The sequence below is a fragment of the Psychrobacillus faecigallinarum genome, from assembly GCF_014836595.1.
Taxonomy (GTDB): Bacteria; Bacillota; Bacilli; order Bacillales_A; family Planococcaceae; genus Psychrobacillus; species Psychrobacillus faecigallinarum.
Genome location: NZ_JACSQO010000014.1, coordinates 20,091 through 44,054 on the forward strand (window position 1 = coordinate 20,091; position 23,964 = coordinate 44,054).

The following is a 23,964-nucleotide window of genomic DNA, read 5'->3' on the forward strand; positions in this document are numbered from 1 at the left end:
ACAGAGACGCTAGGAATCCTATTCCTAGCGTTTAATCTGTATCCAGTAAATGCTTGTATTTTTCGTTCGTGGTGGCAAACTCATGCAATTGTCCGCCGTAGCCATCTATCCATTTTTTAATGACCATTTCTGTCACCGCTGCGCCTTTGTATTCATAACCTGCGCGCGCATAGGATGATTCAAAATCAGACCATAGTAATTCTATCCAAGCCCTTGCCTTTTCAAAGGACAGCTTATCATTTTTCTCTAGTAATAAATTTGTTAACTCATTTATTTTAGTTTCCATATTATTTTCCTTCCTCTAATGGCTCTAGTATAGAAATTGGTAATGCTTCCTCGTACTTATCTCCACCTAAACGATATCCCCAAGCAAATTTACCTTTTAAATATTCTACTTGAAAAAACATCCCTGGGTCCCCACTAATTCTATACATTTCTCCTGGTTTAATCGAATTGACATCAGTGAGGAAAGATTGAGCCATCATTGCTTTTCGTTCATATACTGCATACTCATTAACGATGCCTAATTGCTCTGCCTTTCTTGCCTTTTCTTTTAAGTTAGCAATTTCAGTTCGAAGCTCCTGCTCAGACATCTGACTATATTTTTTATTGTTCATCTAGTGCTTCCAACTCCTTCTTTTCTATATACAAATCTATATGCTCAGCAGGAAATCCTTTTAGGTAAAGTGCCTGTTTCACACGCTGTTTCAGATCAAAGCCACTATACTTGGAAGAATACTTCCTCCAGATTTTCTCTCCTTGAGTTGCAATTATGTCTAGCCATTCTTCATCTTTCTTTTCTAGCTCAAAGGAATCAATTGCTTGAGAAATGATGCTAAAGTTATAACCTTTTCTTTGAAGGTTTTCCTGCACCTTTTGTTTGATTTGCCGAGGGGTTTTATTTTGGTTTTGATTGATAATTTTTTCAGTTAGCTTTTTGGCAATAGAAACCTGTTCCTCTTCCGAGTATGTAGCAAGCACTTCCTCCTGAAGTTCCTTTTCTATGCCTTTTTTCTTCAGTTCCTGACGAATAGCAGCAGGGCCTTTCTTGCTACTATTTTTTTGAGTCTCAACTAAAGCCTTTGTAAAACTTTCATCATTTAGAAATCCGTGCTCATACAATTTACGAATAGCTTCTAACACGACAGCCTCGCCGAACTCACTATGTAATAGCTTTTGCTTTACCTCATGCTCACTTCTCATCCGATAGCTTAAATAATTGATGGCTTTATTATAAGCCTTTCGCACTTCATCATCAAAAACAATTTCATCTAAAGTGAAAGCCTCAATGACTTTTCCTTTAGTCAGTTGATATTTTATCAAGACTGCCTCGTCTACACTAAAGGCATACTTTTCATCCAAATATAAATTATACCGTTCATTATTCTTTTTTTGACGTCCTATTTTTGTAATAATCGGCATACGATAATCTCTCCATTCCACTTACTTCAAGTATAACGTATAAATTCATATGTGATAAATGATTGAACTGTTACTATAGTATAAAGAGGAGGCTGATTTAGATGAGAGTAGCAATAACTGGCGGAACTGGTTTTGTAGGAAGAGCTTTGACAAGGCTGTTGGAACATAAAGGACATGAAGTTATTATTTTATCGAGGTCACGCTCACAACAACAAGGTAACGTCACATACATTAACTGGCTTTCAAATGATACTAGACCTGAGGAATATTTGGAGGGTATTGATGCAATAGTAAATTTAGCTGGAGAATCGATTAATAACGGACGTTGGTCAGAAAAGCAAAAAGAAAAAATCTATGATAGCAGAATGCAAGCCACCAACGAAATAATTCGTATTATAGGAGTATTAGAGCAAAAACCAAAAGTATTAATCAATGCAAGCGCTATAGGAATTTACCCCGCTTCTAACGAGAGAATATATAACGAACGTTCTACTGAGAAAGGACATGACTTCTTAGCTAAAACAGTAGCTGATTGGGAGCAAAAAGCTTCCTCTGCTGAGGAATATGGAGTCCAAGTAGCTTTTGGGAGATTTGGAATTATATTAGGCAGAACAGAAGGAGCGCTTCCGTTAATGGCACTCCCCTACAAAATGTTTGTTGGCGGTCCTATAGGAAAAGGAGATAATTGGATGTCCTGGATTCATGTTCAGGATGTCGCTAATGCACTTTTATTTGCAATTGAGAACAATATAGGCGGACCTTTTAATGTAGTTGCCCCCGATCCTAAAAAGATGAATGAATTTAGTAAAACACTGGCGACCGTATTAAAAAGACCGCATTATTTTCCGGTTCCAGCATTTGCTTTAAAATTTGCACTTGGCGAAAAAAGCCAACTTGTCTTAGAAGGTCAAAAAGTACTTCCTGAAGTATTGATAGCAGCTGGATTCGCCTTCGACTTCCCTGATTTAGAAAGTGCCTTAAATGATATATATAAATAGTAAGTCCACTTGCATTATAGTAAAACTAACCAACTGGTAAAAATGAATAAATCCCATTCCCAAGTGCAATCTATTTTTAAAGAGATTGCGCTTTTTTGTGCAAACATTCATTAGAAAAGGAGCAAATAATTATGTGGAAGCAGCACGTAATAGGAATTATAATAGCAACCTTTATCATAAGCCTCGGCTTTTCCTATGAGCCATTTACGGCAGAAGCGAAGGAGATACATTGGGGATTTAAAAAAGCTCGAGATGAAGTTCCACCTGAGGCTGGAGCAGAACTAGATGCATTGTTAGAAAAACACGGGGCAATTTATAAAGGCCCTGCTGACAAGAAGATTATATACCTCACCTTTGATAATGGTTATGAGAACGGCTATACCGCTAGTATTTTAGATACATTAAAAGCAGAAAATATTAGTGCCACCTTCTTTTTAACAGGCCACTATCTAGAGAGTGCCACCCCACTCGTAAAACGTATGATTGAAGAAGGACATCAAATAGGTAACCATTCTTACGGGCATCCAAATCTTGCAAAAATGTCAAAGGATGAAATAAAAAAAGAACTACAGAAATTTGATAACCGTCTAAAAGAGCTTACTTCTTTAGAGAGAACTACTGTCACTAGACCTCCCGAGGGAATTTTTGATGAAGATGTATTAGCTGCAGCAAATGAAATTGGTCATCAGCATTTTTTCTGGTCAATCGCTTTTATTGATTGGCATCGAGATCAGAAAAAAGGTGGTCAATATGCTTACAACGAGTTAATAACACAAATTCATCCAGGGGCAATCGTCCTTATGCATACCGTGTCTCCTGACAATGCAGATGGGCTTCCGGCCTTTATTAAAGAAGCGAAAAAACGAGGCTATACATTTGGTAGGATTAATGATCTTAACTTATCCAAACTAGATATACCTGATTATTCTCTTCCACAGTAAATTCCTTTATAATAGATGTTAATGCAACTAGGTGCCAGTTAGTATCATTAACTGGCACCTTTAACTTGCAACCGACCATATAAAAAAGTTATACTGTTTTATTGGTTGATAAAGGACGTGAAGGATATGAAAGAACAAACAGTTATAAAAGTAGGACAAGAGTTCCCACTTACTATAAAGAGGCTAGGCATTAATGGTGAAGGAGTCGGCTTCTTTAAGCGCAACGTAGTATTTGTTAAAGGAGCACTTCCTGGAGAAGTGGTAACTGCTCAAGTAACTATAGTAACTCCGAAATACGCAGAAGCAACGATAAAAAAAATCAGACAGGCTTCTCCAGACAGAGTGAAACCACCTTGTCCAGTATACGAAGCATGCGGAGGATGCCAACTTCAGCATATGACCTATGAGCGAGAGCTAATTGAAAAAAGAGATATGGTAATCCAAGCGCTTGAGCGATATATGAAAGACCTAACTCCAACGATTGAGGTCAGATCTACGCTTGGGATGGAAAACCCATGGTTATATCGAAACAAAAGCCAGTTTCAAACAAGACAGCTAGGTAATGATGTAATCGCCGGTTTATATGCAGAAGGTACTAACAAGTTAATCGATATTAACGAATGTATGGTACAACATCCTGCCACTACCCGTATCACAAACGAAATAAAAGCGTACTTAAAAGAGCTTAATATTCCAATTTATGACGATAAAAATCCTCAGGGACTTGTTCGTACTATTGTTGTGCGTACCGGAATGAAAACTGGGCAAATCCAAGTGACTTTAGTGACTACCCAAAAGAAAATGCCACGTAAAGAAGATCTTGTACAAATGATTCGTAAAATCGATTCTAATATTGTGTCCATTAGCCAGAACATTAACCCTGGAAAAACATCTTTAGTGTTTGGTGAAACGACCTTCAATTTATTTGGTAAGGAAATCATTCATGAAAAACTTGGAGAATTGGCATTTGACCTATCTGCCCGTGCATTCTTCCAATTGAATCCTGAACAAACTGAGCACCTTTACGATGAAATTGAAAAAGCTTCCGGGTTAACGGGTAAAGAAACAGTAGTGGACGCATATTGTGGTGTCGGAACAATCGGGCTTTGGCTTGCTAAAAATGCAAAAGAGGTTCGTGGTATGGACATTATTGAGGAGTCTATTAAGGATGCTAAGAAAAATGCTAAACGTAACGGCTACCAAAACACGATGTATGTTCATGGAACTGCAAAAAAATGGTTGAAACAATGGCAGAGCGAAGGGTTTGTACCAGACGTACTGACAGTAGATCCGCCTCGAACTGGATTAGATCAGGAGCTTCTTAAAACAGTGCTAGAAATAAAACCTAAACGTTTTGTGTATACTTCATGTAATCCTTCCACTCTTGCAAAGGACTTGCAGGAGTTGACGAAAATTTACCATGTAGAATATATGCAGCCTGTTGATATGTTCCCACAGACAGCTCATATTGAAGTAGTTACTTTGCTTACGTTAAAATAATGGTTCATTGTAAAAAGGATCCGGGAATCTGAGTGATTCTCGGATTTTCTTCTATACTGTTGTTTATCACTGTAGAAGGAAGGCTATTACATAACATTAGAAGCATATGCATTTGAATGCTAGAGGAGGATTATAAATGGAAAATAATGATATATTGATACGATTGAGATATGCATTAGATATTAAAAACAAAGAAATGGTTGAAATCTTTAAACTTGGTGGCGTAGAAATTTCCAAGGAAGACGTTTTGAAGCTGTTAACTAAATCCAAGGATAGCTTTGAAAGTGACTATGATGAGAGTCCTGAGGAAGAGGATAACCAATTAAAATGTAACAATAAAATGTTAGAATCCTTTTTAAATGGTCTTATTACTTTTAAAAGAGGACCACAGGAGCAAAAACCAGGACAACAAGTAGCCCCACCATCCCCATCTGGAAATAGTGAAAGTGTCAATAACATGCTTATGAAGAAAGTGAAAATAGCATTGGCATTAACTAGTGAGGATATGATTGATATTCTCGAAGAGTCAAGAGTAGCTATTACGAAAAGTGAGTTAAGTGCCATCCTACGAAAAGAAGGTCACCGCAACTATAAAGAATGTGGCGACAAATTTGCTAGAAATTTCTTAAAAGGGTTGGCCATCAAATATAGAGGTTTATAAATCCTCGGTGACTGTCCTCTGAGTCCTCTATCATTTAAAATATATTGAAAAGGCAAGAATGCTGCTGTTAAACCAACATTCTTGCCTTTTTATATGTTCTATTTTCAGACCATTTTTAAGAGCTTACCAGCATAAATATTATCTTTTTAGAAACAGTTTACTGAAAATATTTTTTAATAATATATTTTTAATTTAGCAAAGACATACCCCTTATGAAAGCCAATCTAAATCTTAATTAAAATTAGAATAAAGATTCATTATACATGCATAAAAATTCATGAATTATTTTATTATTCTGTTATAATACATTATACAAAAATCCACTTAAATATATAGATAATTGTTATATATCAATTATCTAATGTTAAATAATTGTATATTAACCAATTGTATATTTTCAATTTTAAAAAGAAACTTTTTTTTCTAATTGTGAATAAAAAATGAATTTATTTCTTGCTTTCTTTTTTTTTCTGGTGCATGATGTGATTATTGCAAGGCGTCAGACGTCTGAGCATTAAGTGATAAAAATATTATTTTTGGGGGCAATAAATATGATTTATGCAAATCCTAATACTGCTGGTGCAGTAGTTGACTTTAAAGATCATTACGATAATTTTATCGGCGGACAATGGGTAGCTCCAGTTAACGGAGAATACTTCGATGTAGTCTCACCACTTACAGGTAAAGTATTTACTAAAGCCGCTCGTTCTACAGAAGCAGATATCGAGCTTGCATTAGATGCTGCTCATGCTGCTAAAGGTGCTTGGGCTGCTACATCTGTAGCCTACCGTGCGATTATTTTAAACAAAATTGCTGACCGCATGGAAGAAAACTTAGAAAAAATTGCTGTTGCGGAAACATGGGATAATGGGAAAGCTGTTCGTGAAACATTAAATGCTGATATTCCATTGGCAATAGATCATTTCCGTTACTTTGCAGGGGCTATCCGTGCTCAAGAAGGCGGTATTAGTCAAATTGATAACGATACAGTAGCTTATCATTTCCATGAGCCAATCGGGGTTGTAGGACAAATTATTCCTTGGAACTTCCCTCTACTAATGGCTGTTTGGAAAATCGCTCCAGCCTTAGCTGCAGGTAATACAATTGTTATGAAACCAGCTGAACAAACACCTGCTTCATTAATGGTGTTATTAGAGCTTATCCAAGATATCCTACCAACTGGTGTTTTAAACGTTGTAAACGGTTTCGGTGCAGAAGTTGGGAAACCACTTGCTACAAACCCACGTATCCAAAAAGTAGCGTTCACTGGTTCAACTGGTGTTGGTCGCTTAATCATGCAATATGCAACTGAAAACATTATTCCTGTAACATTAGAGCTTGGTGGTAAGTCACCTAACGTATTCTTCGAAGACGTTATGGATGCAGATGATGAGTTCTTAGACAAAGCAATCGAAGGCTTGGTATTATTCGCTCTTAACTCTGGTGAAATTTGTACTTGTCCATCTCGTGCACTTGTTCAAGAATCAATTTATGAAAAATTCATGGAACGTGCATTAGAACGCATTAAAGCTATTAAAATTGGTAACCCATTAGATACAGAAACTATGATGGGCGCTCAAGCTTCCAACCAACAATTACAAAAAATTCTTTCTTACATCGAAATTGGTAAAGAAGAAGGCGCAGAATTGTTAATCGGCGGAACTCAAAATAAACTTGAAGGTGACCACGAAGGCGGTTACTATGTTGCTCCAACAGTATTCAAAGGGAACAATAAAATGCGTATCTTCCAAGAAGAAATCTTTGGACCAGTACTTTCTGTTACTACATTCAAAGACTTTGACGAAGCAATGGAAATTGCGAATGATTCTGAGTTCGGATTAGGTGCTGGAGTTTGGTCTCGTAACATTGACACGGCTTACCGTGCTGGTCGTGCAATCCAAGCTGGTCGTGTTTGGACAAACACTTACCACCAATACCCTGCTCATGCAGCATTCGGAGGATTCAAGCAATCTGGTATCGGTCGTGAAAACCACTTAATGATGCTTGAACACTATCAACAAACTAAATGTATGCTAGTTAGCTACAACAAATCAGCAATGGGCTTCTTCTAAAAAGTTAGAAAAGAGATGAAAGAATGGTAGAACGCATCGTAGCAACAGAAAAAGCTCTTACGCTAATCAATGAGCTTGAGACAAAGCATGGGGCAATTATGTTCGTACAGTCTGCTGGCTGCTGCGATGGTTCTGCTCCAATGTGCTACAGGCAGGGAGACTTCTATATCGGAAGTCGTGACCTCCTAATTGGTACAGTTGGAAATGCGCCCTACTATATGCACCAGTCTCACTACACTTATTGGCAACATACACAGCTAATATTAGATGTCGTCGAGGGTATGGGGGCCGCCTTTTCTCTCGAAAGCACAGAAGGTATTGCATTTCATATTCATTCTCGTGTATTTTCAGATGAGGAAAGAGCGGAATTACCTACTCTTTAACTTGATATGGATAAAAAGAATAATCTTTTTATCCATATTTTTTTATACCTATTTACACAAATAGTGTAATTAGACTTTCCTCTTTGAAATTTTTATTATAAAATTATTAGATTGTAATATTTCTGTTTGAAAATAGAGAGTTGGTTTTTACACAAAACCAACTCTATTTATTTACTCAACACTATTCATCTTACAAAATGAGTACTTGTGAGATGTTTAGATAAGAGAAATTAAACCAATCTATATAAAATAGGTATTACATAACTAGCGTTACGGATTTTTAGGAGGAATTAATAATGAGTTTGTTTGAAAGTATGTTACAGGATGTGAATAATGCTTTATATTCTTACATATTAATCATACTCTTAGTAGGAGTAGGAATATTTTTCACAGTAAAGACAAAGTTTATTCAAATTAGATTAATACCAGAAATGTTCCGTGTTGTTACAGAAAAAGCTACTGTTGATAGTTCTGGAAAAAAAGGCGTCTCTTCCTTTCAGGCTTTTACAATATCTGCGGCCTCTCGCATTGGTACCGGCAACATAGCTGGTGTTGCAACCGCTATTGCGCTCGGAGGACCTGGAGCAATATTTTGGATGTGGATGATTGCTATTATTGGTGGTGCTTCTTCTTTAATAGAAAGTACTCTGGCACAGGTGTACAAAGTTAAAGATGGTAATATGTACCGTGGTGGACCAGCGTACTATATGGAAAAAGGATTAAATAAGCGTTGGATGGGTATTCTTTTTGCAGTTGTGATTACTCTTACATATGGATTTGTGTTTAATGCAGTGCAAGCCAATACTATCACTATTGCTTTTGAAGAGAGCTTTGGATCTAGTCGAGTAGTAGTTGGTATCATTTTATCAATATTTACTGCAGTCATAGTTTTCGGTGGTCTTAAACGAATAGTAAGTGTTACGCAAATTCTAGTACCAGTGATGGCATTAGCATATATTGCTGTTGCTCTTCTTGTAGTTTTTTTGAACATTAGTGAGTTACCAAATGTATTCATTCTTATATTCAAATCAGCATTTGGTTTTGAAGAAGCATTTGCAGGGATGGTCGGAGCTGCCATCATGAATGGGATTAAAAGAGGATTATTCTCAAATGAAGCAGGGATGGGTTCTGCCCCAAACGCAGCGGCGACTGCTTCCGTTTCTCATCCTGTGAAACAAGGTCTCATTCAAACACTTGGTGTTTTTATTGATACAATAATTGTTTGTACATCAACAGCTGCCATTGTTTTACTAAGCGATGCATACCTTCAATCTGAAGCGGCTTCGGTCAATTTAACACAGGTTTCTTTAGTTGATAGCTTAGGTAGCTGGGCAAGTACATTTTTAGCCATCGCGATATTTATGTTTGCTTATAGCTCAGTAATAGGTAACTACTATTACGGCGAAACAAACATCGGATTTATCAAGGAGTCCAAGACTATGCTACTTATTTTCCGTGTGCTTGTAGTCGGTTTTGTTATGTTTGGTTCTGTGGCAAAAGTTCAACTTGTATGGGATTTAGCTGACCTCTTTATGGCTTTAATGGCTATCATTAACCTAGTTGCTATCCTTATGCTATGGAAAATTGCCAAACGTGTTATAAATGATTATGTGTTACAACGAAAAAAAGGATTGGATCCTGTATTCTACAAGAAAAATGTGCCTGACATAGGAGAAGTAGAATGCTGGGGTGATGAAGACAAAGATCGTTAACATTATAAATGGTTGGTAGTGAAATATCACTATCAACCATTTTTTATTGCTATTTAGTATTTTCTATAATACAATGAAAACAGAATATACGTTCGCATTAAAAGGGGATGACCTTAAACATGGAGAATAGATGTAATTGGGTAGTTGGCAAGGAACCTTTATACAAAGAATATCATGACCGAGAATGGGGTGTCCCCGTTTATGATGATAGACACCTATTTGAGATGCTATGTCTCGAAGGCGCTCAAGCAGGACTTAGCTGGTGGACAATACTACAAAAACGTGAAAATTATCGCCAAGCATTTGATAACTTTGAGGCCAACAAAATTATTAATTACAATGAAGAAAAGATTCAATCTCTTCGTGAGAACAGCGGAATTGTTCGAAACCGTCTTAAAATTCTTAGTGTGATAACTAACGCCCACGCTTTCCTAAAAATTCAAAAGGAACATGGATCTTTTTCTAATTATATTTGGAATTTTGTTGATGGCTCTCCTATTATTAATCATTGGAATTCGGTTACTGATGTACCTACTTCCAATGAAATAAGTGATTCAATGAGTAAACGTTTAAAAAAAGATGGCTTTGTTTTTGTTGGAAGCACTATTTGCTATTCATATATGCAGGCTGTTGGAATGATCAACGACCACACGATAGACTGTTATCTTCATCCCTCCAACTTAAAAAAGCGTTAAAATATACTGTATTTGCCCTTTAGTTCTAATTTCCCTTGTTTTAATGTAGGTTTGGACAGACTTATTCTATATCATTGCCGAATAATTTTAGACTGTTGAGTCCACTGACTTTACGTCTTTTTAATAATCTTATAGATATGCCTGTCCGTAGACTTCCTACAATGCTGAAGGATTATCATTCCCCGCAAAACACGATGTCTAAAGCTAAGATCAAGATGCTCTCCTATAATCAAAGGGATTAAAGCTATCGTTTAGATTACTCTTTTATGCATTATAGAATTCATTTGTGAGCCTCTCCATGTATTCCTCTTCACTTTCTCCGTCTCCCTGTTGGTATTTTTCCATTAAAATTGGTGTTAGCTTAGACCAAAGTACATCCATTATATAGATATCTCGATCAAAGATATTATCTAACTCCTCTAAAGTAACTCCAATGCTTTTAGCATATTGCTCCTTTTCTTCTGGAACAATGCCCTTTACATTCTCTTCTATATAGCTAGCAACCTCTGAAGGTTTAACCTCGATATTATATTTCTTTTTAGCCATTTCTATCGCCAACAAATTTTCCTTCACATAATATTGGGAGTATACTTTTAACTCCTTTTTATCATATTCTTTATTTCCTATAACGCTTTCTACCTTTAAGCGGAACTCCATTTTGTCTTCATTGAAGTAAGTTGAGAGGCTCTCCTCTGTACCCTTTTCAATTTCTTCTTGAACTGAAAAGCTAGGGATTTCCTCCAAAACCTGTTCAATTGCTTGATCTAACTTTGCATAATCTAATTCCACAATATTTTCTTCACCTTCGTGGCTATGTCCCTCATGGTCATCATGGTCATGACCGTCATGCTCCTCCTCAGCTATACCTGTACCATTAGAAATTTCCTCATCCTTACCACAGGCTGTAAGTATACTCAAAATTATCAATCCCAACAAAAATATATTTATTTTCTTCATGTCATCTCTCCTTCAATAAATATTGACGTCCCTTATGTTTTCCTAATAGATGTTGTGGTAAAGAAATAAAAAAACAACTTTAGTAGGGTGTCAATTGTTTGATTTAAACTGGATGGAAATCTGGCGAATAATCCTATTAGGTGTCATGGCTTATATCGTCTAAATCATCATGTTGAGACTTGCTGGAAAACGCTCCTTAGCACAGTTAAATGCCTTTGACTTGTAATCACAGTATCTATTGGTTCAGTATTTGCTACTATTATGCTTGTAAGGTCTCTATTTTCGATGGAATTGCAGCTTTATTTGTGTTAATTGCTCTCCAATGGCTATTTTCGTTTAGCAGTAAAAAATCAGATACTTTTGATGATATTGTAACTGCAGATGTAGCATTGCTTTATTACAGTGGAAGCTATTTTTATAAAACAATGAAAAAAGAAAGAATACGTGAAGATGAAGTTATCCAATCGGTTCGAATGGATGGTAATTTATCTATGGATGAAGTTCAAGTCGTTATTTTAGAATCCATTGGTGAGCTTTCTATCATCCCAAAATCTAACCATTCCAAGGAAGATACAATAATTAACATAAAAAATCGATCATGACGCGCAAGCCAAGATAGTTAATTTAATGCACTATGCTATTTTTTGAATTTGAAGTTTTTTTTACTTCCTCCAGGGTAATAATTAATATAGAAAACATTTTAAAGGAGGAGATAGCTTGAAGGCAGTAACTTATCAAGGTGCAAAGGATATACAAGTTAAAGAAGTTCCCGATGCCAAAATTGAAAAAAGCGACGATATTGTTGTACGTATTACTACTACTGCTATTTGTGGGTCAGACCTACATATTTACAGAGGCGGTATGCCAACACGTAAGGATTTTGTAATCGGGCATGAACCCATGGGAATAGTGGAAGAAGTAGGTCCATCAGTAACAAAAGTAAAAAAGGGTGACCGGGTTGTAATTCCTTTTAACGTTTCATGTGGAGAATGCTTTTATTGTCAAAATGAAATGGAAAGTCAGTGTGATAATTCCAATGATAATCCGCTAATCGACTCTGGAGCCTACTTAGGCTACACAGAGCGATATGGCAACTTCCCTGGTGGCCAAGCCGAGTATTTACGTGTGCCCTATGGAAATTATATGCCTTTCAAAATACCAGAATCCTGTGAATTGGAAGATGAGTCATTGCTGTTCCTTTCAGACGTACTTCCTACAGCTTACTGGAGTATCGAGCACTCAGGGATGAAACAAGGAGATACAGTTGCAGTACTTGGCTCTGGACCTATCGGACTCATGGTACAGCAATTTGCTTGGATGAAAGGCGCAAAACGTGTTATAGCGGTCGATCATTTAGCATATCGTTTAAATCATGCTGTTAAAATGAACAAAGTAGAAGCATACAACTTCGAAGAATACGATGATATGGGTAAATACATTAGAGAAATTACAAACGGCGGTGTAGACGTGGTTATCGACTGCGTTGGTATGGATGGCAAAATGTCTACAATGGAAAAAGTCGGACAAAAGCTTAAATTGCAGGGTGGTACTTTAAGCGCCATTGATATTGGAATAGAAGCGGTAAGAAAGTTCGGTACAATCCAATTAACCGGTGTTTATGGTTCCAATTACAATATGTTCCCTCTCGGTAATATTTTTGAGCGAAATGTAACTATAAAAACCGGACAAGCACCTGTTGTACACTATATGCCTAAACTATATGAAATGATTACTAATGGAGATATTGATCCTACTCAAATTATTACGCATAGAGTCCCGTTAGAGCAGGCTAGTGAAGCCTATAAAATATTTCATGATCATGAAGAGGAAAGTATTAAATTTGTCTTAAAACCATAAAACACAAAAAACGTAAGCTAGAAGCTTACGTTTTTTATAACTCATCTGCTATTCCTAATAAAGCAATGCCCACGATTACTACGATTATTACACCGTATTGCTTCTTCGTTAGCTTCTCTTTTAAAAAGACTCTAGATAGTAACACAGAAAAAATACTATAGGAAGCAATGATTGGAGCCGCAATGATTGCATTTGAAGACATGGCAAATACATAAAAGAACTGACCTATTGTTTCTAAAATAGCTGCACTTGTCTTGTCTCTTTCTTTGAATATATTAAACTTGACTTTTTTTATAGCCTTCAGATAAACAAAAGCCACTACCGCACAAATAAAAAATGTAAACTCATACGCTAGTAGAGCTGCGTCCTCCCCGATTAAACTAAGCTCATCTAAATATACTGCATCAGCAAACGTTCCAAGCCCGTCAATTAATGCGTACAAAATTGGAAATATAATAGCCATAAATCCAATAGTATATTTAGTATCTATAGTTTTAGGTTTTGCTTGCAGCACTTGTTTTTCCAGTTGTTTTTCAAAAACAGCTAGTCCGATTACCCCTAATGTAATAATAATAATAGATATTATTTCTAAAGCACTTAGCGAGTGGGTAAAAAAGATAAATAAGAGTATCGTTGTAATAGCGCCAGAGGAGTTTTGAACCGGCGATGCTATTGAGAGTTCTAAGTATCTCAACCCAATATATCCTATAGCCATTGATAGTATGTAAAGTGCAGAAACAGGTAGATACAACACCATATCCATCGGATCAAATTGAATGCCCTTAAGGAACATGTACAATGTTCCATGAATTCCCATGACCAAACCTACCATTACAACTATTTTTAAATGGCTAAATTTATCCTTGGGATCTGTACCCTTTTTATAAAATAAGTCTGCTCCTCCCCATGCTAAGGCAGTCAAAAGAGCAAATATAAACCACATAAGTCTTCCCCTTTTCTCTTTCAATTCTTGAGATATCAAATGTAAATGAAGCTATACAATTATATTAAATGAACTTGTAATGTCAATACTCTAGGAATAAGTTGGAATACTAAATAAATTTGGCTACCATTGCTCAAGTGAGTGATGGTAGCCAAATATTGGTTCACATTTTATCGGTCACAAAGTGGATAGGATTCTTAGATTTTGTAAAAAATATAAGTATAGCAAGAACACCGAGAAGTATAGCGATGAGAATTAGAAAGCTAACTCCCTCAAACAATTGAATAAACAATCCTCCAAAGAAGGGGCCTGAAAGGCTTCCTAGACTGAAAAAAATACCACAGATTAAATTTCCAGTAGGCAATAGCTCTTTTGGGGTTAAATCAGTCATATAAGCTATGCCGAGAGAAAAGGTAGATCCTACAAAGGTTCCCGCTATAAAGAAGAAAGCACCTACAACTATTGCAGAGGTTTCAAAAAAGCTAGCTGCTCCAAATGTACAAGCACCTAATCCAAGCATACTATACAAAACTTGCCTTCTGCCCAAGCGATCACTCAACATGCCAAGGGGTAATTGAGAAGCTACTCCCCCAATGGAAAATGCGGCTAAAATATATGATAAATGACTAATTTCAATCGAGTTCCGTAGAGCATATACCGGATAAATAGCATTCAGGGAAGATTCCAAAAAGCCATAACTAAATGGCGGAATAAAAGCAATCCATGCTACAGCAAAAGTTGCTCCAAATCGTTTCCATGTCCCGTTTACAGTTGAAGAAGAAATTGTTTCTGGCTTTTCATTTTTCAAGAAAAATACTAGAACCCAGGCACATAAACATAAAAGCCCTGAGACGATAAACGGAAGACCCTCAAAAATTTCTACCAGTTGAACAAACAAAGGTCCAACTGCAAAGCCTAGCCCAAAAGAAAGTCCGTAAATGGCTATATTTCTTCCCAAGCGATCCTGAGGAGAAAAACTAGTAATCCACGTTTGAGTAGAAAAATGGAGTGCGTGATCACCAATTCCTATTAACAAACGAAGCACAAACCAAAAGGCTACGCTTTTCCATAAAGGAAAAAGCAGAAGTGAAACTATAACTATAAGCCCACCTATAACAATCATCGGCTTGTATCCATATTTGCGTAGTGGTGGCTCGATGAACGGGGAGATTAACAAAGTACCTATGTATAAACCTGTCGCACTCAATCCATTTAATGTTGCACTTACCCCATCCTGTTCAAAAATGACCGAGATTAAAGGCAAGAGCATCCCCTGCGAAAATCCTGAAATGGAAACTATAATAACTAATATTTTAAAACGTCTGCTCTCTAAAGCTGTAAATTGTTGCATTGGATAACCTCTTCATCTTTTTAATATAATCCAGGTTATCATAACAAAATTTTCATGCTATTTAAACAACAAAAGGCTCAGTCAATATCACTTAAGATTGACCGAGCCTTTATATATTACTAAAATCCTTGTGAGTATTCATAACTGCATTTGCGGCTATTTTGCCGGTGAAATGTCTGAACCGCCTCCTTCTAATGATTGATTGGTTTCGACTATTCACTACGGCCTCCTTTCGTATAACTTATTCATACCTTATCACATAAACAGAATAGTGTAAATATTTTGAATGCATTAATTAATAAAATAACTCTTTTTACCTATCTTTTATGCCGCTGATGTTATATTCTTATCTTATAAAGTGAGGTGTTATTCTGTGGGCAATCAAATATCAAATTCAGAACAACAAGTATCTTATTTAAAAGACCGACTTCAAATGTTTCTAGAAGTACTTGATTCTATTGAACCTGAGACGACTGATTTAGAAGATATAGACAGACTTATTCAAATGATGGATGATTTAGAACTAAAAATGGAACAATTTAAAAACTCTAAAGAGTAGTATTTTTAGCTAAAGGTATCGGAAAATTAATTTCCGATACCTTTTGTTTTTGGAGTAATTATTATTGTTTCTAGAATTCTATTTTCCTTTCAATGAAACAAGGTTCATGAAATATAAACGTCATCATTGTATAAAGGAGCAGTCGCTAAGCTGCTCTTTTTTTCAATCCATTAAAATAGTATACTTGTAATGTTTGTTACTACATACATAAAAGGGGCGCTACCAAATGCAATTGGGACAACTAGAGAGAAGTATTTATGATTTGATTACCGAAACTTCTACCAACTTACCTAAAGATGTGAGAAGAGCGATTCAAAAAGCAAAAGCTGCTGAAAATGAAGGTACTCGTGCTGCAATGAGCTTAGATACAATTACAAATAATATTCAAATGGCAGATGAAAATATTTCACCTATCTGTCAGGATACAGGACTACCAACCTTCAAGATTAAAACTCCTGTTGGTGTAAATCAAATAGAAATTAAGGAAGCTATTAAACGAGCTATCGTTACTGCTACTAAAGATGCTAAACTACGTCCAAACTCCGTTGACTCTTTAACCGGAAAAAACAGTGGAGATAATTTAGGAGAAGGTGTACCTGTAGTTAAATTTGAACAATGGGAAAAAGACTATATAGAAATGAAGCTTATTCTTAAGGGTGGCGGATGTGAAAACAAAAACATCCAATATAGCCTTCCAACAGAATTAGAAGGTCTTGGACGTGCAGGAAGAGACTTAGATGGCATCCGTAAATGCATTCTTCATTCTGTGTATCAGGCCCAAGGTCAAGGCTGCTCAGCCGGCTTTATAGGAGTAGGAATAGGTGGCGACCGCTCTTCTGGATATGATTTGGCGAAGGAGCAATTATTCCGTTCCGTAGATGATATTAATCAAAATGAAGATTTAGCCAAACTAGAAGCTTATATCGTGGAAAAAGCAAATACATTAGGAATTGGTACGATGGGCTTTGGAGGCGAGGCAACTCTGCTTGGTTGTAAAATTGGCGTCATGCACCGTATCCCAGCGAGTTTCTATGTATCGGTAGCATACAATTGTTGGGCATATCGCCGTATGGCCATTAATATTGATCCTTCCACAGGTGAAATTATAGAATGGCATTATCAAGATGGTGAGAAAATTGAATTTAAAGACGAAACTCAAAAAGAAGCACCTAAAAAAGTTATAGAGCTTTCTGCCCCTATCACCGAAGAGCAAATTCGTTCCCTTCAAGTAGGAGATGTCGTTTCAATTACTGGACGTATGTACACTGGTCGCGATGCTATTCATCACCACCTTATGAGCCACGATGCACCAGTAGATCTTGATGGCCATATTATTTATCATTGCGGTCCGGTAATGCAAAAGGACAATAATGATAAATGGCATGTTCGAGCTGCCGGACCAACTACCTCTATTCGCGAGGAGCCATATCAAGGTGATATCATGAAAAAGTTTGGTATACGTGCAGTTGTAGGTAAAGGTGGAATGGGCCCTAAAACGTTAGCTGCACTTAACGAGCATGGCGGAGTATACTTAAACGCAATTGGTGGCGCTGCACAATACTATGCTGACTGCATTAAAGAAGTAGAAGGCGTAGATTTAATGGAATTTGGAATTCCAGAAGCAATGTGGCATTTACGAGTAGAAAATTTCACGGCGGTTGTGACCATGGACTCTCATGGTAATAGTCTTCATGCAGATGTAGACAAATCATCTTTAGAAAAATTGTCATTGTATAAAGAGCCTGTATTCTCTTAATTTTAATGGTTGACAGTTAAAATTCTCTAGATTATAATTATTATAAAGTAATAGTTAATTTAAATTAACTGGATTTTCCATAGTGAAAATCCAGTTTTACTCTATTTTACAGAGAATTAATAATGAAAATCACTATCAAGAGGAGGATTTATATGTCGACTATAGAAGAAAAGAATACTTTCCTATCAAAAGTAATGCCCCATATAGAATTGATTGCGGCTCTATTTTCCGGGATTTTAATATTAATCGCCTGGTTTATAGGTAAATCAGGTTTTGAAACAGTCTCCATCGTCTTTTACGTATTAGCTTTTATAATTGGTGGATTTGCAAAGGCTAAGGAAGGAATAGAGGCAACGATAGAGGAAAAAGAATTAAATGTAGAAATGCTTATGATTTTTGCAGCAATTGGTTCATCCATTATTGGTTATTGGACTGAGGGTGCTATTCTTATTTTTATTTTCGCTGTAAGTGGCGCTTTGGAAACATATACGATGAATAAAAGTCGAAAAGAGATTTCTTCGTTAATGGAGCTCCAACCAGAAGAAGCATGGAAGCTTCAAGCTGATGGAAGCACCATACGTGTTTCAATAAAGGATTTAGCAGTCGGTGATAATTTAGTAGTAAAACCAGGAGAAAGAATTCCTGCTGATGGGATTGTGATTAATGGAATGACCTCCGTTGATGAAGCAGCTATTAGTGGTGAATCTATTCCCCTTTCCAAGCAACCAAACGACACTCTATTTGCCGGCACAGTTAACTTAAGCGGCGCCATTACAATGGAAATGACTAAGACCAACGAGGACTCTTTATTCCAAAAGATTATTGATCTTGTTCAAACTGCGCAAGATGAAAAGTCTCCTGCCCAACAATTTATAGAACGTTTTGAGGGTACTTATGTAAAAGTAGTTCTAATTGCAGTAGCAGTTATGATGGTTCTCCCCCACTTTTTACTTGGATGGGATTGGAACACAACTTTTTACCGAGCAATGGTTTTATTGGTTGTTGCCTCGCCTTGTGCGCTTGTAGCATCTATCATGCCCGCAACTCTAGCAGCTATTTCAAACGGTGCAAAAAATGGAATATTGTTTAAGGGTGGAATGCATTTAGAAAATATTAGTGAAATGAAAGCAATCGCTCTAGATAAAACTGGTACACTGACTCAAGGGAAACCAGTCGTAACAGACTTCTTTGTAAGGGATGATTTAGATCGTTTATCTACTCTAACTATTCTTGCTACAATCGAATCCCAGTCCAATCATCCACTTGCACAGGCTATTTCGGCATTTGCTAAGACAGAGGGAATTACACAACTTCCAATCATCTCCATTGAAGACAGACCAGGATTCGGGCTGAGAGCTTCAATGGACGGTCAGGAAATTTTAGTTGGTAAGCCTGAATTCGTAAATAAAGCGGATGCTTTTGCTTTCCAAGGTGGAGTCGCTGCTGCCTTAGCTGATGAAGGAAAAACAGTAATTTTCATGCGTGATGAAAAGGGAATTGCAGCTGCTGCTGCCTTGAAAGATACGGTACGCGAAGAAGCTAAAGAGGCTATTAAGCTTTTACAATCGCTAGGTATCAAAACGGTCATGCTAACCGGCGACAATGAAAAAACAGCAAAGGTAATCGCTAAAGAGGCTGGAATAGACCAATATATTGCCGAATGTCTCCCAGAAACAAAGGTTCAGCATATGAAGGAGCTATTAGCGGAGCATTCATTTGTCGGAATGGTTGGGGATGGAATTAACGACGCCCCTGCCCTAGCAACAGCAACAACTGGCTTTGCAATGGGCGAAGGAACTGACGTGGCGTTAGAAACTGCCGACGTCATCTTAATGAAAAATGACTTAAGCAAAATTGCCTATGCAGTAAAAATGTCTCGTAAAATGCAAAGAATCGTAAAACAAAATATCTTTTTCTCTCTTGCAGTAATCACCATTCTTATCGTTTCCAACTTCTTACAGGTTGTAGACTTACCTTTAGGAGTTATTGGACATGAGGGCAGCACCATTCTCGTTATCTTAAATGGCTTAAGAATGTTAAATCGTAAAATTTAATGTAGCATAGCATCCGTCTTGTTTAGACGGATGCTTTTTTATTGTTAAGAGAAAAAATTCGGGCGCTGTGCGAAATTGTTTGATTTGAGTGAACGATTTTTATTGTTTCTAATCAAACCTTTTTGTGAGCAGCTCCCTCCGTTAGGGGCGCTTTCTTCTTGGTTAGGAGACACTTCTCTCTACTTTAGGAGCGCTTTCTTCTTGGTTAGGAGACACTTCTCTCTACTTTAGGAGTGCTTTCCTTGGTTAGGAGACACTTCTCTCTACTTAGGGCGCTTTCCTTGGTTAGGAGACACTTTGCCATACTTTAGGGGCGTTTTCCTCTTGGTTAGGAGACACTTTTCTTTACTTAGGGGCGCTTTCCTTGGTTAGGAGACACTTTGCCATACTTTAGGGGTGCTTTCTTCTTGTTTAGGAGACACTTTGCCATACTTTAGGGGTGCTTTCTTCGTGGTTAGGAGACACTTCTCTCTACTTTAGGGGCGCTTTTCTTGGTTAGGAGACACTTTGCCATACTTTAGGGGTGCTTTCTTCGTGGTTAGGAGACACTTCTCTCTACTTAGGAGCGCCTTTTCTTGGTTACGAGACACTTTGCCATACGTTAGAGGCGCTTTTCTTGGTTAGGAGACACTTTGCCATACGTTAGAGGCGCTTTCTTCTTGGTTAGGAGACACTTCTCTCTACTTAGGGGCGCTTTTCTTGGTTAGGAGACACTTTGCCTTACTTTAGGGGCGCTTTCTTCTTGGTTAGGAGACACTTCTCTCTACTTAGGGGCGCTTTTCTTGGTTACGAGACACTTTGCCATACTTTACGGGCGCTTTCTTCTTGGTTAGGAGACACTTCTCTCTACTTAGGGGCGCTTTTCTTGGTTACGAGACACTTTGCCATACTTTACGGGCGCATTTCTCCTACTTACGTGACGTTTTCATCTTTTTAGTGGCGTCCGCGCAATTTACCCGATAAAAGACCCATTTCAATCCTCTAACCCAAAAAACACCCATGGGTTGAATTCATAAATATCTTCAACCCATGGGTGTTTATTAAGCTTTTTTCATTCCTTTCTTATTATCTAGTTGTAACTTTCTCTCTTGCATTACAGAATTGATTTGGCCACCAACCAACAGAATTATTCCTGTGAAGTAGAGCCATAACATGAGGATGATAATCCCCCCAATACTTCCATAAGTCGCAGAGTAGTTAGCAAAGTTGCTTACATAGAAAGAGAATACTAGAGATACGAGAATCCATCCCAAAGTAGCAAATGCTGCTCCAGGGAAAACACTTCTTAGTCCTAGCTTAATGTTTGGGACAATCCAATATAGTGCACAAAGCACAATAAACATTATGATCGGAGTAAGTGTCCATCTGATATTATTCCATAGATTCACAAAGTCCTCTTGGAAACCAAAATAAGAAAATAGGATAGTACCAATCTGTTGACCAAAAACCGGTAGAACAAGTGCTACAGCGAAAAGCAGTATCATCAGCAAAGTAAAGACTACAGATAAAGCTCTAACGATAAAAAAGGGTCTAGTCTCTTCAATATCATAAGACCTGTTCAAGGATTTCACAATTGCATTCATCCCATTTGAAGCAGACCATATCGTACCGAGAATCCCGATAGATAATAACCCACCATTCCGGCTGACTAGTACATCCGAGACAGTACCATTAATTAACTTATAAACCTCTGCTGGTGCATAGTTTTCTATGAAGCGGAAAACCTGAGCCTCATCTAAATTGAGATAAGGCAGTAATGTAACGATAAAAATTAATAAAGGAAATAATGATAAAAGGAAAAAGTACGCTAACTGTGCTGCCAGACCAGTAATATCCGTTCGCTGGATATGAGCGATTAAATGCTTGAAGTACCCAGACCACGATGTTAAGTCATGGTGCTCCTCTTTCTTTTTCTCCTTCTTTTTAAAATTTAAAAATTTTAGCTTTTGATACCAGCCTGGAGAGGAAGATTTCTTATTTGATTTATGAGGTTGATCCATCCTTGATACCATTTCTTCCTCTCCTTTACATTTAAGATTGTAATTTTGGTTCGTAAATACTTTTAGGTTCCTCATTTTCTGGAACTACAATTGATTTATACTCTTCTTTTGATTGAGAGAAAGTATCTTTTGTATCAGAAACAAGAGTTTTAACTTGAGGTGTAATTTCTTTAACCTCATTTACTTTTTGTGAAATATATTTTGCATCTGAAGTGAACTGATTATAAACTGATTGCCATTTAGTCACCTGTTGTTCAATAGTTTGCTTCAGCTCATCACGGTTTTTATTGTAATATTTAATCTCGTTTTTAACTCGGCGAGATTGGTTCATTACGGAATCTCTTGTTTTTCGATCTAACATTGTAAGCGCCCCACCAAGAATAGCACCGTATAGTATCCCTTTAACGAATTTGCTTTCACTCATACGTATGACCTCCAAATTTAGCTATTTTATATTAATTTTATTATACCCTGGCTTTTACGAATCAAACTATTAATAATAATATTTTACAAAAATAAGCTTGACTATTTGAGAGAATTTTACGAATATTGTTAAAAGGATAAAAATTAATGTGAAAGGAATTGAATGCAAATAAATTTAGTTTATTAAAATTTTGTTATTTCCTCATTTTTTGAGATGCTAGCAAAAACTTTAATAACAAAACGAATTAAGGAGGATATTAATTGGATAAGTTACTAGAAATATTAAAAAGTGTCTCAGATGTACTATGGGGAATCCCTCTACTCATCCTAATAGTAGGGACAGGAATTTTTTTAACCATCCGAGTCGGTTTCCTACAAATTAGATTGCTGCCAGTAGCTTTAAGACTTACTTTTTCTAGAAAGCATGATAAGACAGCGGAAGGAGATATATCACAATTTCAGGCGCTAACTACTGCACTTGCCGCTACTGTAGGGACAGGTAATATTGTCGGTGTTGCTACTGCAGTTTTACTAGGAGGTCCTGGTGCAGTTTTCTGGATGTGGTTCTCCGCTTTCTTTGGGATGGCAACCAAATATAGTGAAGCAATACTAGCAGTTAAATATCGTGTAAAGGATGCTAAAGGTCAAATGGCCGGCGGACCTATGTATTACATAGAACATGGCTTAAAACAAAAGTGGTTAGCAGTGCTGTTTGCTATTTTTGGCGCATTAGCTGCATTCGGAATAGGAAACGGCACACAAGCTAATTCAGTTTCGAGCGCAGTTGAATCTACCTTTGGAATTGAAACGTGGATTACTGGCATAGTTCTCACTATTTTTACCGCACTCGTTATTCTTGGAGGTATTAAATCTATTGGTAACGTAACTGCAGTATTTGTACCGGTAATGGCTTTATTTTACATACTCGCAGGTCTTGTAATAATGGTTACCAATATTACAGCAGTCCCTGAAGCTTTTGCTATTATTTTTAAATCTGCGTTTACAGGAGAAGCAGCTGTTGGCGGAGCTGTTGGTGCAGCTATCCGTTATGGTATTGCACGCGGAGTATTCTCTAATGAGGCAGGACTTGGTTCCGCTCCAATAGCTGCCGCGGCTGCAAAAACTGATTTACCTGGTCGACAGGCTCTCGTTTCTATGACTCAAGTATTTCTAGATACGTTTATAATCTGTTCAATCACAGGAGTTACGATTGTAATGTCTGGGATGTATAAAGATCCTAATATAACTGGTGGAGATCTTACTTCAGCAGCCTTTGGTCACTTCCTTGGGGATTGGGGGCCAATAGTAATTGCTGTAGGTCTAATTTTCTTTGCATCTTCTACAATTTTCGGATGGGCCTATTACGGAGAAAAATGCTTCCAGTACTTATTTAAGAATCCGTCGTTGTTAATCATTTATCGTATTGCATTTGTTGCCATGGTGTTCATCGGATCCGTTGTTTCTTTAGATTTGATATGGACCTTTTCGGATATTACCAATGCTTTAATGGCTATTCCTAACTTAATAGGATTACTTGGCCTATCCGGAGTTATAGTTTATGAAACGAAACGTATAAAAAACAAGCTAAAAGAAGAAAAACTAGCTAGCAAGTCTTAATTAGTATTTGACATTCCATCCGTAGCGTGAAATGATATTTCTAATGTATGAAAGGCAGGTACA

22 protein-coding genes are annotated in these 23,964 nt (G+C 37.1%); 14 read left to right on the forward strand and 8 right to left on the reverse strand.

Translation table 11 applies throughout. The features are described from left to right. Positions 1 to 31: 31 nt before the first annotated feature. Genes H9650_RS18965 through recX form a run of 3 tightly spaced genes read right to left on the reverse strand, consistent with a single transcriptional unit; the run spans position 32 to position 1,422 of the window. A complete protein-coding gene (locus H9650_RS18965; protein ID WP_144541428.1) occupies positions 32 to 286 on the reverse strand; it encodes a YfhJ family protein in 255 nt (84 codons plus the stop codon). A gap of 1 nt (position 287) precedes the next feature. Beyond that, entirely contained in the window at positions 288 to 617 is a 330-nt protein-coding gene (locus tag H9650_RS18970; protein WP_144541426.1) for a YfhH family protein, read from the reverse strand. After that, positions 607 to 1,422, reverse strand: coding sequence for a recombination regulator RecX (gene recX, locus H9650_RS18975; RefSeq protein WP_191697916.1), 816 nt, complete (start codon positions 1,420 to 1,422; stop codon positions 607 to 609). Before recX ends, H9650_RS18970 begins: the two co-directional genes overlap by 11 nt. 101 nt (positions 1,423 to 1,523) lie before the next feature. On the opposite strand from recX, the gene H9650_RS18980 reads away from it, so the two are divergent. From H9650_RS18980 to H9650_RS19015, 8 genes are all read left to right on the forward strand, one after another. Continuing rightward, the gene (locus tag H9650_RS18980) at positions 1,524 to 2,420 is read left to right on the forward strand and encodes a TIGR01777 family oxidoreductase (RefSeq protein ID WP_191697917.1); all 897 of its coding nucleotides are present in this window, start codon (positions 1,524 to 1,526) and stop codon (positions 2,418 to 2,420) included. Positions 2,421 to 2,551: 131 nt separating this feature from the next. Further along, positions 2,552 to 3,361 carry a polysaccharide deacetylase family protein gene (locus H9650_RS18985; protein ID WP_151112929.1) on the forward strand — a complete coding sequence of 270 codons (810 nt, stop codon included), beginning with the start codon at positions 2,552 to 2,554 and terminating at the stop codon, positions 3,359 to 3,361. 126 nt (positions 3,362 to 3,487) lie between these two features. After that, positions 3,488 to 4,861 (forward strand): 23S rRNA (uracil(1939)-C(5))-methyltransferase RlmD, encoded by a 1,374-nt coding sequence (gene rlmD, locus H9650_RS18990; protein WP_151112927.1) that lies wholly within the window; start codon positions 3,488 to 3,490, stop codon positions 4,859 to 4,861. A gap of 136 nt (positions 4,862 to 4,997) precedes the next feature. Further along, positions 4,998 to 5,522, forward strand: coding sequence for a YehS family protein (locus H9650_RS18995; RefSeq protein WP_191697918.1), 525 nt, complete (start codon positions 4,998 to 5,000; stop codon positions 5,520 to 5,522). 551 nt (positions 5,523 to 6,073) lie between these two features. Beyond that, positions 6,074 to 7,594, forward strand: a complete 1,521-nt coding sequence (gene exaC, locus H9650_RS19000; protein ID WP_151112923.1) for an acetaldehyde dehydrogenase ExaC — start codon at positions 6,074 to 6,076, stop codon at positions 7,592 to 7,594. Positions 7,595 to 7,617: 23 nt separating this feature from the next. Further along, positions 7,618 to 7,977 (forward strand): DUF779 domain-containing protein, encoded by a 360-nt coding sequence (locus H9650_RS19005; RefSeq protein WP_151112921.1) that lies wholly within the window; start codon positions 7,618 to 7,620, stop codon positions 7,975 to 7,977. A 296-nt stretch (positions 7,978 to 8,273) separates the two neighbouring features. Beyond that, a complete protein-coding gene (locus tag H9650_RS19010) occupies positions 8,274 to 9,689 on the forward strand; it encodes an alanine/glycine:cation symporter family protein (RefSeq protein WP_151112919.1) in 1,416 nt (471 codons plus the stop codon). A gap of 119 nt (positions 9,690 to 9,808) precedes the next feature. Then, positions 9,809 to 10,384, forward strand: a complete 576-nt coding sequence (locus tag H9650_RS19015; RefSeq protein WP_151112918.1) for a DNA-3-methyladenine glycosylase I — start codon at positions 9,809 to 9,811, stop codon at positions 10,382 to 10,384. A 264-nt stretch (positions 10,385 to 10,648) separates the two neighbouring features. Here H9650_RS19015 and H9650_RS19020 read toward each other — a convergent pair whose 3' ends face one another. Next, positions 10,649 to 11,341, reverse strand: coding sequence for a hypothetical protein (locus H9650_RS19020; protein WP_151112916.1), 693 nt, complete (start codon positions 11,339 to 11,341; stop codon positions 10,649 to 10,651). Between the two features lie 305 nt (positions 11,342 to 11,646). Here H9650_RS19020 and H9650_RS19025 point away from each other — a divergent pair, with 305 nt between their 5' ends. Next, entirely contained in the window at positions 11,647 to 11,943 is a 297-nt protein-coding gene (locus H9650_RS19025) for a YetF domain-containing protein (protein WP_191697919.1), read from the forward strand. 115 nt (positions 11,944 to 12,058) lie between these two features. After that, positions 12,059 to 13,198, forward strand: a complete 1,140-nt coding sequence (locus H9650_RS19030; protein WP_151112912.1) for a zinc-dependent alcohol dehydrogenase — start codon at positions 12,059 to 12,061, stop codon at positions 13,196 to 13,198. Between the two features lie 34 nt (positions 13,199 to 13,232). On the opposite strand, the gene H9650_RS19035 is transcribed toward H9650_RS19030, so the two are convergent. Beyond that, positions 13,233 to 14,141 (reverse strand): EamA family transporter, encoded by a 909-nt coding sequence (locus H9650_RS19035; RefSeq protein ID WP_151112910.1) that lies wholly within the window; start codon positions 14,139 to 14,141, stop codon positions 13,233 to 13,235. Positions 14,142 to 14,304: 163 nt separating this feature from the next. After that, the gene (locus H9650_RS19040; RefSeq protein WP_151112908.1) at positions 14,305 to 15,492 is read right to left on the reverse strand and encodes an MFS transporter; all 1,188 of its coding nucleotides are present in this window, start codon (positions 15,490 to 15,492) and stop codon (positions 14,305 to 14,307) included. Positions 15,493 to 15,865: 373 nt separating this feature from the next. Here H9650_RS19040 and H9650_RS19045 point away from each other — a divergent pair, with 373 nt between their 5' ends. The 3 genes from H9650_RS19045 (at position 15,866) to H9650_RS19055 (ending at position 19,861) form a co-directional block, all read left to right on the forward strand. Further along, a complete protein-coding gene (locus H9650_RS19045) occupies positions 15,866 to 16,051 on the forward strand; it encodes an SE1561 family protein (RefSeq protein WP_144541402.1) in 186 nt (61 codons plus the stop codon). Positions 16,052 to 16,277: 226 nt separating this feature from the next. Then, positions 16,278 to 17,807, forward strand: a complete 1,530-nt coding sequence (locus tag H9650_RS19050; RefSeq protein WP_318245423.1) for a fumarate hydratase — start codon at positions 16,278 to 16,280, stop codon at positions 17,805 to 17,807. A 152-nt stretch (positions 17,808 to 17,959) separates the two neighbouring features. Then, positions 17,960 to 19,861 carry a heavy metal translocating P-type ATPase gene (locus H9650_RS19055; RefSeq protein ID WP_191697920.1) on the forward strand — a complete coding sequence of 634 codons (1,902 nt, stop codon included), beginning with the start codon at positions 17,960 to 17,962 and terminating at the stop codon, positions 19,859 to 19,861. Between the two features lie 1,040 nt (positions 19,862 to 20,901). On the opposite strand, the gene H9650_RS19060 is transcribed toward H9650_RS19055, so the two are convergent. After that, the gene (locus H9650_RS19060) at positions 20,902 to 21,873 is read right to left on the reverse strand and encodes a YihY/virulence factor BrkB family protein (protein ID WP_191697921.1); all 972 of its coding nucleotides are present in this window, start codon (positions 21,871 to 21,873) and stop codon (positions 20,902 to 20,904) included. Between the two features lie 19 nt (positions 21,874 to 21,892). After that, positions 21,893 to 22,285, reverse strand: a complete 393-nt coding sequence (locus H9650_RS19065) for a YtxH domain-containing protein (protein WP_191697922.1) — start codon at positions 22,283 to 22,285, stop codon at positions 21,893 to 21,895. Positions 22,286 to 22,545: 260 nt separating this feature from the next. On the opposite strand from H9650_RS19065, the gene H9650_RS19070 reads away from it, so the two are divergent. Then, positions 22,546 to 23,901 (forward strand): alanine/glycine:cation symporter family protein, encoded by a 1,356-nt coding sequence (locus tag H9650_RS19070; protein WP_144541396.1) that lies wholly within the window; start codon positions 22,546 to 22,548, stop codon positions 23,899 to 23,901. Positions 23,902 to 23,964 lie beyond the last annotated feature (63 nt).